Genomic DNA, 13,140 nt, shown 5'->3' with positions numbered 1-13,140 from the left:
ATTAAGGGATTAAGAAAAGTAAGGATTTGGGCTACAGAGGCATGACTCTAAAAGCTTCATGCCCTTAACTCCTTCATTTCTTAATGGTTCACCCACTAACTAAGGTTAATTATAGAATAATGAACACCGAATCATGAATGCTGAATGCCCCAATAACCTAATCACTAAATAACCAATAACTAAATTTAAACATTAAGGGATTAAGAAAATTAAGGGATTGGATTACAGGGGCATGATACAAAAAACCTTCATGCCCTTCATGCCCTTCATCCCTTCATTTCTTCATGTTTAAATTCGTAGACCAGGGAAAATGTAGAATGACGAACATCGAACCATGAATGCTGAACGCCCCAATAACTACTCTTCATGGCTAAGTTCCTTGCTCAATGGGGATTGGAATCAGGAAAAATGAAAAAGCCATCCCCGAAGGAATGGCTTTATGATGTGTTTGGTATTAACAGTGATTACAATCCAAATAAACCAGGTAACCAAAGGGTCAATTCTGGCCAAAGGGTAATCACGGCCAGGCCGATGATCATGGCAATGAAAAAAGGCAACATGGGCTTGACGACTTTGGCAATGGAGGTTTTGGCAACTCCCACACCAATGAACAGCACCGATCCTACAGGCGGGGTACAAAGTCCTATACAAAGGTTAAGCACCATGATGATACCAAAGTGAACCGGATCAATTCCCAACTCAGTTACCACAGGCAGGAATATCGGTGTAAAGATCAATACCGCTGGGGTCATGTCCATAAATATCCCTACAAATAAGAGGATCAGGTTGATGATGATCAAAATAACGTATTTGTTTTCACTAAGGGACAATAGCACACGGCTTATAGACTGAGGAATGTCTTCACTGGACATTACCCATGACATACTCATGGAAGTAGCAATTAGCATAGCTACCACAGCTGTAGTAGCAGAGGATTTTAGTAAAATGGCAGAGAGGTCCTTTACCTTAAGTTCCCTGTAAAGGAATGACAAGGCCAAAGTGTAAATTACTGCAATGGCTGAAGCTTCAGTGGCAGTAAACACCCCGGCAACAATCCCCCCAATAACAATGACCAACAAGGTCAAGCTAGGAGCCGCATCAACAAATACCTTTCCCAGTTCTTTCATTGAAGTAGCTTCTCCTGCTGGAAGCTTGTTCTTTTTGATGAAATAGGCCGCTGTCAACATCAGCAACAAGCCGATAAACAGTCCCGGTATATACCCGGCCACAAATAGCGCGGCAATCGAAACGCCGCCACTGGCCAGGGAATAAACGATGAGTACATTGGATGGAGGAATGACCAAACCGGTGGTAGAGGAAGTTACGTTCACCGCAACACCAAGTTCTTTTGGGTAACCTTCATCTTCCATGCGTTTACCTAGTATGCCACCAAGGGCAGAGGCTGCTGCTACAGCAGATCCGGCAATGGCCCCAAAAAGCATTGCGGCGATTACGTTTACATATAACAAGCCTCCAGGGAGCCTTCCGCTGATGGCTTTGGCCAGGTTGATCAGGCGATTGGCGATACCTCCCTTGTTCATGATTTCACCTGCCAAAATAAAGAACGGAATGGCCAGAAGTGAAAAACTATTCAGACCAGCTCCCATACGTTGGGCGATGGTAGTCAGGGAGGGGACGGTAGCCACGGTCACCATCAGGGTAACCATGCTGCTGAACCCCAAGCTCCAGGCCACGGGCACACCAAGCCCCATTAGGGTAATAAAACTTAAAACTAATATGATTATGGTAATATATTCCATGATTAATAATTCCTGTTATGTTGAAGATGGTGTTTAATGTCGGCGATTTGGTAGATCGAAATCAAAATGCCGCTGACCGGGATGATCGTATACACATAAGCCAACGGAATCTGCAAGGTGGTGGACTTTTGACCGAGCATATAAGTGATATACACCAGGTTGCTTCCCCCAAAAATCATTACAGGGACCGCAAAACCAATGATGACAAGGTGGATGAAGATCATCAGCTTGTTCTTAGCTTTTCCGGTAAGCTTTGTCGGTAAAATATCAATGGCCAAGTGGTCATTATGTCCGGCCACATAAGCAGCTCCCAACATACCCAACCAAATCAACAGGAACCTCGCCAGCTCATCGGTAAAGGAACTGGGAGACATGAAAAGATACCTAGAAGCCACCTGCCAGGTCACATTGATCACCATAAGGGCCATGATGATAATCAATGCATAGCCCACTTGATGGTTGATTTTATTTTTTAAAGAATGCGATGGATTACTCATGGTTTCTTATTTTTTCAATGATGGCATACATTTCCGGCTGAGTTTTCTTGATCTCATCGTACATGGGTTCCACAGCCTTTCTAAAAGGTTCTTTGTCAGGGCGGGTAATGGTCACACCTTCTTCTTTAAGGATTTGCATGGATTCTTCCTCTGCTTCCGCCCAAACTTTGTACTGATAGGTAACAGACTCGTCTACTGCATCCTGTAACCATCTTTGTTCCTGTTCTGAGAGCCTATCCCAAACCTTGGTACTGACGATAAGCATGTCAGGAACGGCGGTATGTTCATTCAGGGAATAAAATTTACAGATCTCGTAATGCCTTGAGCTGATCACACTTGGTGGGTTGTTTTCCGCACCATCTACGATCCCTTGCTGAAGAGCCGTATAGAGTTCCCCCCAGGATACCGGGGTGGGTGATCCACTAAAACTTTTGACCATGTTGATGGCGGTATTACTTTCCATCACCCTGATTTTTTTGCCTAAAAGATCCTCTGGAGTTTCTACTGGCTTATCTTTTGTATAAAAGCTCCTGGAGCCGGCATCATAAAAGGCAAGACCCTTTAACCAAAACTGCGTACCTTCATTGAGAAGCATTTTACCTATCTCACCGTTCAACACACGTTCTCGGTGCTCATCATCCCTAAAAAGATAAGGCTGGCTCAGTACCTGTATTTTAGGAGCAAAACTTTCCATGACCGCAGAGGATACCTTGGTCATACCCAAACTGCCAATCTGTAGCAACTCTACCAGTTCTCTTTCGTTTCCAAGCTGCCCATTGGGATAGATCTTGAGTTCCATTTCACCGCCTGATTTTTCTTCCAGACGGTCGGCCATATAAACCATGGCTCCATGTACAGGGTGGCTGGTATCTAAACCATGACCTAATTTTATCACTGTTTTACCACCTGGACCATTACATGAAATAAAAAGCCCTAATAAACTTATAGCAAATAAATTAAATAGGGATTTAGGTTTATGATAATTGAAAAACTTCATTGATGGTTATTTTGTATTTCTAATGGATTTGATGATGGCCAAAGCCTGAACAATCTGTTCTTCCAGAGCATCAAACTGCTTTTGCATTATCCATTCCTTGTTAAACAGCTGAGAGCCCATGCCAACACAGGTCACCCCGGCATTGAACCATTTGCTCAGGTTGGCCTCGGTAGGTTCCACACCACCGGTAGGCATGATTTTCAATGAAGGCAACACCGCCTTAACAGCCGAAACAAAAGAAGGTCCAAGGACATTTCCCGGAAATGCTTTGATCACTTTTGCCCCCATTTCTTTGGCATTAAAAATTTCTGTTACCGTACCACAGCCAGGGATCCACAAAAGGTCGTGATTGGTAGCGGTGATGGCCACATTGGGTATCAATGCGGGCGAAACAATAAAGTCTGCCCCTGCTTCATCAAAGTCCACTACTTCCTTGGGGGTGAAAATGGTGCCGATACCCAATATTAGCCCTTCGTACTTAGCTGAATATTGCTTTAATTCTTTAAAAACATTTAAGGAGTTTTCTCCCCTATTGGTAAACTCAAAAACACGGACGCCTCCTTTGTATGAGGTGTCCAATACGGCTTTTGCCACTTCAATGTCATCATGGTTAAAAACAGGGATCATGCCTGTTTCTTCCATCGCCTTGATGATTTCCTCGTTACTGAATTTCATATCTGGTTTTTATCTTAATAATTTTCCTACGTTTTCACCTTTTACCAATTGCTGTACTTCGTCCACCGAAACAAAATTGGCATCTCCAGGGATAGAGTGTTTGAGCACCGAAGCCGCAACTGCAAATTCAAGCGCATCCTGATCAGAAGAACCTAACAAGCCATAGATCAGCCCGGCCATGTAAGCATCACCTCCCCCTACTCTGTCTACTATATGGGTCATATCAAAAGTTTGGGATTCCAGTAGCTCTTCCCCATTCCAAAGTACCCCGGAAAGCTTATTATGTGAAGCACTGATGGAATTCCTGTGGGTTGTGGAAACATATTTGATGGATGGACACATTTCCTGTGCTTTTTTACAGGCACTCACATAGTCTTTTTCATGGATATCCATGCAATTTTCAAAATCTGTCAGTCCGGCAATGATCAAATTTGTTTTGGCAATCAAGTCCGGCATGATGTCCAAAGGTTGTTTACCGTATTGCCATAAGTTTCTTCTATAGTTGATATCTCCACTAATCTTTACGCCCAGTTTGCTGGCCGCATCGATGGCATCCTTGCAGAGTTGGGCGGCGGAGGCAGATATGGCCGGGGTGATGCCGGTCCAATGGAACCAGTCGGCTCCTTCAAAAATTTCTTCCCAGTTTACTTTTTTCGAGTCAAAATGCGCAAAAACTGAATCAAAGCGGTCATAAATGATTTTGGAAGAGCGCTGCATGGCACCGTTTTCTACAAAATAAAGCCCCATTCTACCTTCTTCAAAAAAGATGTACGAGGTATCAACCCCTGCAAATCTTAAGTACTGTGTGGCTGCTTTACCTATATCGTGATTAGGGAAGGCGGTTACGTGTGCAGCGGATACGCCCCAGTTGGCTAAGGATATGGCTACATTGGCTTCTGCTCCGCCATAGACTACATTATAAGTATTGGAATTAACAAACCTTTCGTGCCCAGGAGTGGATAAGCGCATCATGATCTCCCCCAAGGTAATCACTCGTTTTTTCATGTATAAGTTCAATTTTGTTTCCCGAATTAAGCCTAAAATAATTTCGTTTAGAAAAAAACTTAGAAATTTATTCGCATTAATTTTTTTTTACCTAAATTGTGCAATCGATTGCGCAATATATAAATTTTAATTCATATGCTACATAAAATTTTAAAGATTCATCCAAAAGATAATGTGTTGGTGGCCCTTACAGATCTTAAGGCTGGTGAAACCATTTCCTTTGAAGGAAAAGAGATCACACTGACACATGATGTCAAGGCAAAGCACAAGTTTGCCGAGATTGCTTTTGCCAAAGATGCGGACATTTATATGTATGGAATCATCTGCGGGAAGGCAATGAACGACATTGCTTTGGGTGAAGTGCTTACCACCCAAAATGTAGCCCATAAAACTGCTGAATTTACCGGAAAGCGGGATTTTAAATCCTGGGAAGCTCCCGATGTCAGCAAGTGGGCCGACCGGACCTTCAAGGGTTACCATAGAGAAGACGGACAAGTAGGAACGGCCAATTATTGGTTGGTCATCCCCCTGGTGTTCTGCGAAAACAGAAACATCGAAATCATGAAACAAGCTTTTGTGGAAGAATTGGGCTTTGCGAAACCTAATAAATACAAGAGTTTTGTAAAACAGATGCGGGAGCTTTACACTCAGGGTAAAAAGGAAAAAATTGCTGGCCTTAGTGTAGAAACGATCGATGCTGATGAGGAGAACAGGATTTTCAAGAATGTCGACGGAATCAAGTTTCTCTCACACCAAGGTGGTTGTGGAGGTATCCGCCAGGATTCAGAGATGCTCTGTGCGCTGATCGCCGGTTATATCAACAATCCAAACGTAGCAGGTGCTACCATCTTAAGTTTGGGCTGCCAAAATGCCCAGCCAGCCATTCTGAAGGAAAAACTGGACAAGATCAATCCGGATCTTAAGAAACCTGTCCTGTTGTTTGAGCAACAAAAAGAAGGTACTGAAAACACCTTGCTGACCAATGCCATCCAACAGACCTTCCTGGCGCTGACCGAAGCCGACCAGACAGAAAGAAGACCTGCCCCATTGAGCAAGCTGACTGTAGGGCTTGAATGTGGTGGTTCTGATGGATTCTCCGGAATTTCGGCCAATCCATCTGTAGGACATGCTTCTGATTTGGTAGTAGCTTTGGGAGGCAAGACCATCCTGTCGGAATTCCCGGAACTATGTGGCGTGGAGCAGGAATTGATCAACCGTTGTACCAATGATGCATCTGCCGAGAAATTTGTCCAATTAATGAGGGCCTATGCGGCTTCAGCCGAGGCAGTTGGTTCGGGATTTGACATGAACCCAAGTCCGGGTAATATCAAAGATGGATTGATCACTGATGCCATGAAATCTGCTGGAGCGGCCAAAAAAGGAGGCACCTCCCCTATTGTGGATGTATTGGATTATGCTGAATACGTGACCAAACCCGGTCTGAACCTGGTATGTACCCCAGGGAATGACGTGGAAAGCACCACGGCCATGGCCGGATCAGGCGCCAATATCATCCTGTTTACCACGGGACTGGGCACGCCTACGGGCAACCCTGTAACACCGGTTTTAAAGGTATCCTCCAATCATATTTTGGCAGAAAAGATGTCTGATATCATCGACATCAATACTGGAGGGGTGATTTCTGGCGACAAAAGCATCGATGAAATGGGAGAAGAAATCTTGGAACACATCATTGCTGTGGCCAGTGGAGAAAAGAAAGCCAAAGCCATGAACCTGAACCAGGACGACTTTATTCCCTGGAAACGCGGAGTATCCTTGTAAGTCAGGAGATATTGGATGTTAGACATAAGATAAAAAGGCGCCTTTGGGCGTCTTTTTTCATTTGCTGTATTCATGGCATGACTCTGAGTCAGGCCATGAATACTAGTCAAAACTACCGCACCCGGCTGTTTTTCTCGGAATCGATTTCGTAATTAAACTGATTCCAATTGTTGACTAAGCGTGATTAAATCATCATTTTTAACATGAAAAATCAATAAAACTGAAAATAACATGCTTAGAAAATTATCTTTTCCACTTGCATTGGCCCTTAGTGGAATACTATGTTCTTCCTGTCAGGGAAACAGTGCCAACAGCAGCAGTACTACTGATGATGGCTGGACAACGCTTTTTGATGGTAAATCCCTTGAGGGTTGGAAATCTTTGGGTGGCGAAGCCGAATTTGTTATTGAAGATGAGGCTATCGTAGGTATATCTAAAGTCAATACCCCAAACACTTTTTTGTCCACGGAGAAAGAATATACGGACTATATCCTGGAACTTGATTTGAAGATCGAGGATGAAACAAGTAATTCAGGTGTGATGACCCGTGGTCAATATGATGCTGAGAAAAATCGAGTTTTCGGATATCAGATAGAGGCCGACCCCAAAGAAAGAGCCTGGTCAGGAGGTCTTTATGATGAAGCCAGAAGAGGTTGGATGTATCCTCTTACCCTTAATGAAGAAGCAAGAAAAGCCTTTAAACTGGGCGAATACAACCACTATAGAATTGAAGCTATTGGAAATGAAATCAAAACTTGGGTAAATGGAATTCCTGTAGCCTATGTGGTAGATGAAATGGACAGCAAAGGTTTTATTGGTTTGCAGGTTCATGGCATTGGCAGCAACCCTGACCATGCTGGAAGAAAAACCTATTTCAAAAACATCAAGGTTCAAACGGAGAATCTTGAATCCAAGCCTTTCCCAGCGGGACATTACGTGGTCAGTACGGTGGACAATACCCTGACCGATTATGAAAAAGAGGACGGTTGGAAATTGCTTTTCAATGGCCAAAACAGTGATGGATGGGTTGGTGCCTATAAAGAGGAATTCCCTTCAAAAGGCTGGTCTATAGAGAATGGCGTGTTGACCATCGCCGAGTCAGATGGCAGTGAATCAGAAAGCTATGGTGACATTGTGACCAAAGAAAAATTCAGTGCTTTTGATCTTTCTTTCCAATTTAAACTTTCTGAAGGAGCCAACAGTGGCGTGAAATATTTTGTTACCCTTTCCGAGCATAACACCGGTTCTGCTATTGGTCTGGAATACCAAATTTTGGATGATGAGAAGCACCCTGATGCTAAAAAAGGAAAAGATGGCAATAGAACATTGTCTTCGCTATATGATTTGATTACTGCTGATAAAAACGGACGTTTCGTTAAGCCAATAGGCGAATGGAATCAAGGCCGAGTGGTAGTGTATCCCAACAACCATGTGGAACACTACCTCAATGGAGTAAAAGTACTTGAATATGAAAGAGGCTCAGAAGATTTCCGCGAAATAGTGGCCGGAAGTAAATACAAAAAATGGGAAAACTTCGGTGAGGCTGAAGAAGGACATATCCTCTTGCAGGACCATGGCAACAGGGTAAGTTTCAAAAGCATCAAAATCAAAGAACTCAAGTAAGCAAACGAGATTAACCACCAACCTAATGCGATAAGCTGATTATAAAAATGGCCCTGTTCTACTTTAAAAGTCGGCAGGGCTATTTTATTGAAAATAATGTTACTTGAGTTTACACTTACTCGCATTCCTTTCTATAGTACTGTTTACTCCACTTATTGGCCATGAAATCAGCTATTAAAATAGCTATTCAGGGAAAATAATACTTCTCAAATAAATAATAACCAGATGTAAACGAGCTATTTATAAAGCCAAAATAACCTCGAAAATAAAAATCTATGAAGAAGAATAATAACAGAAGAGAATTTATTAAAAAATCCGCTTTGGCAACTGCAGGGATATCCAGTTTGGGGGCCCTTGGATTTTCAGCAAAAAGTTATGGCAATATTATAGGTGCCAACGAACGCTTAAATGTCGCCATTATAGGACTCGGTAGACGTCTTGGAGCCTATTATGATCCCATTGCACTGCCACAGTCCAATGTGCGGCTTGCCTACCTTTGTGATGTCATGAAGTCCCAGAGGGAGAAAGCGGCCAAAAGCTTTTCCAAAAGAATAGATCATACGCCAAAACTGGAAAACAGCATTTTCAAGGTGCTGGAAGACAAGGAGGTAGATGCAATCATTAACGCGACTCCCGACCATTGGCATGCGCCCGGTACCTGGATGGCAGTGGAAGCAGGCAAGCATGTCTATGTGGAAAAACCATGTAGCCATAATCCTAGAGAAGGAGAACTGCTGGTCGAATACCAAAAGAAATACAATAAGGTGATTCAAATGGGAAACCAGCAACGTTCTTCTCAACCGAGTCAGGAAATCATCAATACCATCCATGCAGGAGGCTTAGGTACAGTGTATAAAGCCACGGCTTTCTATTCCAACAACCGGGGTGAAGTGATCAATCCAACCAAAGCGCCTGTTCCAGAGGGTTTGGATTGGGATCTTTTCCAAGGACCTTCCCCAAGGAAAGCCTACATGCATGACACCTGGGATTATAATTGGCACTGGTATGGCTGGGATTTTGGAACAGCAGAGACGGGAAACAATGCTACCCATGAATTGGATATTGCCAGATGGGCCCTGCAGGTAGATTTTCCTAATCGTGTGATGGTGGATTCCGGAAAATATCATTTTCCGAAAGACGGATGGACCATGTACGATACCATGGATGCCGTTTTCAAGTTTGAAGACAACAAAACCATCCAATGGGACGGCAAGAGCCGTAACAGCCTCAATACTTATGGCGGTGGACGTGGTACCATCATTTATGGAACAGAGGGATCTGCCTTTATTGACCGCAGTGGGTATAAGCAATATGATAGAAATGGTAAACTGGTGAGAAAGAACTATGGTTCTGGTTCGGAAGCAGGCACAGCACTTGGCGGCGGAGGTGATGTTTCGACTACCCACGTTTATAATTTCTTCCAAGCAATTAGAGGGATCGAAAAGCAGAATTCCCCAATTGACGAAGGTGCCAAAAGTACCTTGCTGTGTCATTTGGCCAATATTGCCTCCAGAACCGGAGAAGTTCTGGAATGCGATTCCAAAAATGGTTACATCACCAATAGCAAGGCTGCCCAGAAACTTTGGAGCAGAGATTATGAAAAAGGCTACGAGCCAACGATTTAAAGAGCTGTTTATTGGAAAATCAATCATGCCATGACTTTGAGTCATGGCATGATTTTGAAAAAATTTCTATATGAGATCTAATGGGTAGACCAAGTTTAAATCTTTGAGGAGGTCGGAGTAAAAGGATGCTCAAAGAGGCATATGCTTTAGCGGTAATGAACTTTCGCTATTGACAGGAATGGCGGCTAAAGCGGTCAAGTTAGGCACTTATGACCCTGGGTTCGCACCCAGGGTTATTGATGTTTCGCCCCTACAGGGCTTTTTACAACCATCCAAAGCTATAAGAGCTGGCCTACCAGCCACGGCAATAATCTGATCCTCAGCATTGAACAGCCTTGCTGAAATTCTAATTCCAATCAAAGAAACAGAGGAGAATGGAACAGAAAGTTTTACAGGCTTAGCCACAGCAAATCATATAGAACCCAAAAAAAACGAGCCACAATTTTACATTGTGGCTCGTTTGATAATATTCGTTTGGTGATAAACCTTATACTACTTTGGTTTTGCCAGGCATGGCATGAGGATATAATCCGTCTTCATTAGGCAGTACCTTTGGTAATGCATCCCAAGCATAAGTATCCGGCATCAAATCTGTTTCTGAGTTGAAAGCCTCTTCCCAAGAAATTTCTTTCCCTGAGTAAGTGGCATTTCTGCCCAAGATAGCTGTCATGGTACTCATAGCTGCTCTGGTAGCATCTTCATAGACGTAATCTCCATCGAAAATGGCCCCGAACAATTTATTGTGCTCTTGCTGGTAAGGGTTAATATTCCCTTTTCCGTCATGGTCATAAATCACACTTCCATCCAAGCCCCAGATTTTTCCAACATTTCCGGCGTTCATATAGGTACGGCCTTTGGTACCGATAAACGATTCATCCACCTTATTATGGGCTCCAGGGAAATGTCTACACTCACTATTGATAATGGTACCATCCGCGTAAGTCAGGCGTATCGTATGGTGGTCAAAGATTTCTCCGGTGTCAAGGCCGGTTCTCACCATTCTTCCTCCTGTACCTTCCGCTTTGACAGGATAGCCTCCTTTTACCCAGTTGGCGATATCCAGGTTATGGACGTGTTGCTCGGTAATATGGTCACCGCATAGCCAGTTGAAATAATACCAGTTTCTCATTTGGTATTCCATTTCTGTTTGGTCTGCAGTTCTTGCACGGGTCCATACTCCTCCCCCGTTCCAGTATACGTGACCGCCTACTACCTCACCTATGGCGCCATCTTGAATTCTTTTGATGGTTTCCACATAGTTGTCCTGATATCTTCTTTGTAAACCGACGACCACATTAAGCTTCTTGGCCTTGGCCTGCTCTGCCGCCGCAATTACCTGACGAACGCCTTTGGCGTCTACAGCTACAGGTTTTTCCATAAACACGTGCTTGCCCTGACGGATGGCTTCTTCGAAGTGCATCGGCCTGAAGCCTGGAGGGGTTGCCAAAAGCACCACATCGGCTTCCTTGATGGCATGCTTGTAGGCATCAAAGCCTACAAACTTCTTGTCTTCTGGCACAACCACTTTCTCGGTGCCAATTTTAGTAGACAGCGCTTTGTAGCTATCATCCAAGCGGTCCCTAAAGGCATCCGCCATGGCCACTAGTTTGATGTTTTTATCGGTGCCAAACGCTTGGAAGGCAGCACCTGTTCCACGGCCACCACAGCCGATCAAAGCAATTTTTATTTCATCACTTCCGGCCGCATGGGCACCGGGAAGAGTAAATGGATTCAACATGACACCGCCGGTTACCAAAGCAGTGGTTTTCAAGAAGTCTCTTCTTTTCTTATTGAGTTTTTCTAGGTTCATTTTGATATAGGTTTTATTGATTAATAGTCGTCTATGGGGGCTTGGTTATAATAAGCCATGATTTCTTCCTCACTTGGTGTTTCCAAAGGCCTTACTACGCGAATTCCCAAAAAGGGAGCTTCAGGGAACCACCATTGGCTTTTGGGAATCTGGGGGTCTATTTGCTTCCAGTCAGGAGTGGAATAAAAACGTTTGCTACTGCGAAGTTCACCCGCTTCACTGACAAAGCTGCCTCCCCTGATGACTCTGGGATAAAGTTCCTCAGTGCTTTGCAAAGGGTTTTTATCGACGCCATCGGTTTTGGGATAATTGGGTACGTATCCGTCAGCGGTCCATTCCATCACGTTACCGTAAATATCATAAAGACCCCAAGGGTTGGCCTTTTTTTGGCCTATTTTGTGGGTAGTTTCTTCACTGTTTTCTCCGTACCAGGCATAATCTACTAACTTGCTGCTGTCATCTCCGAAAAAGTAGGCAGAGTTGCTGCCTGCTTTGGCGGCATATTCCCATTCGGCTTCGGTAGGCAGGCGGTAAAACACCCCTGTTTTGGTGTAGAGCCACTTGCAAAATTGAATGGCACCATATTGGGTCATGCCTACAGCGGGCATATTTTCCTTACCCATGCCAAAGGTCATGTCCAAATAAGGAGTGGAAGGTCTGGTCAATCCATCTACTTCCGGGCTCAAGGCCTTTTCACTTACAGAGGCCTCATAGTTTTTGTTCAAAAATAGCTCAAATACGTCCCAGGTAATCTCGTGTGTTCCCATCCAAAACGCATCTACTGCCACTTTTCTCTGAGGTCCTTCATCGTTGCCCCTTTCAGCTTCCTTGGCAGGGCTTCCCATCAGGAATTCACCGGCAGGAATAGGTGTCAATCCAATGGATAAATTGGTGTGTGGGATATTTTGGGAGTAAGGTTCGAATTCAGCAGAATCAACTTCTGCCTTATCCTGCGGCAGCAAAATTCCTCCCGCTACCAGAAAGGTAATAACAAACTTATTGAGTAACATACTAATTTAGGGTTTTACAAAATTCGGCCTCAATATAAGAACTATTTACATAAGCGCTTGACCATTCAAATAAATTAGGAAAGGAAATGCAAATTATTATGCGGTATATATCAAAAACTGCTGAAACCGGATTTCATTTACAAAGGGTTGACTGCTTGTTTGATAAAGAAGTTAACTGATGAAAGCAGATTTAACCCTATGATAGCAAATCGAAATTAGTAAAAAGAGGTTTCCTCATGAATAGATTTTTCAGCGTATTACACAAATAATATTTCGTTGTAGTCATGTAAGGCAGGGGAGAATGGTCCCGCCCCAACGGGGCAAATTTATAATAGCCTGGGGTGGCAGCCCCAGGC

The 13,140-nt window shown here is 43.7% G+C and carries 10 protein-coding genes; 3 read left to right on the top strand and 7 right to left on the bottom strand.

Features of this window, described 5'->3' with window-relative positions:
* Positions 1 to 464 precede the first annotated feature (464 nt).
* The 5 genes from ACYVAA_RS20265 to ACYVAA_RS20245 are packed head-to-tail and all read right to left on the bottom strand — an operon-like array spanning position 465 to position 4,934.
* Entirely contained in the window at positions 465 to 1,760 is a 1,296-nt protein-coding gene (locus tag ACYVAA_RS20265; RefSeq protein ID WP_460545311.1) for a TRAP transporter large permease, read from the bottom strand.
* A gap of 2 nt (positions 1,761 to 1,762) precedes the next feature.
* On the bottom strand, positions 1,763 to 2,257 hold the full coding sequence (locus ACYVAA_RS20260; RefSeq protein WP_460545309.1) for a TRAP transporter small permease: 495 nt from the start codon (positions 2,255 to 2,257) through the stop codon (positions 1,763 to 1,765).
* On the bottom strand, positions 2,250 to 3,254 hold the full coding sequence (locus ACYVAA_RS20255; protein ID WP_460545307.1) for a TRAP transporter substrate-binding protein: 1,005 nt from the start codon (positions 3,252 to 3,254) through the stop codon (positions 2,250 to 2,252). The genes ACYVAA_RS20260 and ACYVAA_RS20255 overlap by 8 nt, the downstream gene beginning before the upstream one ends.
* A 6-nt stretch (positions 3,255 to 3,260) precedes the next feature.
* Entirely contained in the window at positions 3,261 to 3,929 is a 669-nt protein-coding gene (locus tag ACYVAA_RS20250; protein WP_460545305.1) for a beta/alpha barrel domain-containing protein, read from the bottom strand.
* Between the two features lie 9 nt (positions 3,930 to 3,938).
* The gene (locus tag ACYVAA_RS20245; RefSeq protein WP_460545302.1) at positions 3,939 to 4,934 is read right to left on the bottom strand and encodes a PfkB family carbohydrate kinase; all 996 of its coding nucleotides are present in this window, start codon (positions 4,932 to 4,934) and stop codon (positions 3,939 to 3,941) included.
* 135 nt (positions 4,935 to 5,069) lie between these two features.
* Here ACYVAA_RS20245 and ACYVAA_RS20240 point away from each other — a divergent pair, with 135 nt between their 5' ends.
* The 3 genes from ACYVAA_RS20240 to ACYVAA_RS20230 all read left to right on the top strand — a co-directional run bounded on the left by ACYVAA_RS20240 (position 5,070) and on the right by ACYVAA_RS20230 (position 9,964).
* Positions 5,070 to 6,716 carry a UxaA family hydrolase gene (locus tag ACYVAA_RS20240; RefSeq protein ID WP_460545300.1) on the top strand — a complete coding sequence of 549 codons (1,647 nt, stop codon included), beginning with the start codon at positions 5,070 to 5,072 and terminating at the stop codon, positions 6,714 to 6,716.
* Positions 6,717 to 6,947: 231 nt separating this feature from the next.
* Entirely contained in the window at positions 6,948 to 8,339 is a 1,392-nt protein-coding gene (locus ACYVAA_RS20235) for a 3-keto-disaccharide hydrolase (protein ID WP_460545298.1), read from the top strand.
* A gap of 275 nt (positions 8,340 to 8,614) precedes the next feature.
* Entirely contained in the window at positions 8,615 to 9,964 is a 1,350-nt protein-coding gene (locus ACYVAA_RS20230; protein ID WP_460545297.1) for a Gfo/Idh/MocA family protein, read from the top strand.
* Between the two features lie 487 nt (positions 9,965 to 10,451).
* Here ACYVAA_RS20230 and ACYVAA_RS20225 read toward each other — a convergent pair whose 3' ends face one another.
* Positions 10,452 to 11,774 (bottom strand): Gfo/Idh/MocA family protein, encoded by a 1,323-nt coding sequence (locus tag ACYVAA_RS20225; protein WP_460545294.1) that lies wholly within the window; start codon positions 11,772 to 11,774, stop codon positions 10,452 to 10,454.
* Between the two features lie 20 nt (positions 11,775 to 11,794).
* Complete coding sequence (locus tag ACYVAA_RS20220) at positions 11,795 to 12,784, bottom strand: formylglycine-generating enzyme family protein (protein WP_460545292.1); 990 nt, start codon at positions 12,782 to 12,784, stop codon at positions 11,795 to 11,797.
* Between the last annotated feature and the right edge of the window lie 356 nt (positions 12,785 to 13,140).

The organism is Echinicola sediminis, from assembly GCF_054777495.1.
Note: the sequence above shows the minus strand (reverse complement) of the source record. Positions and strands in the feature narration are given on the sequence as shown.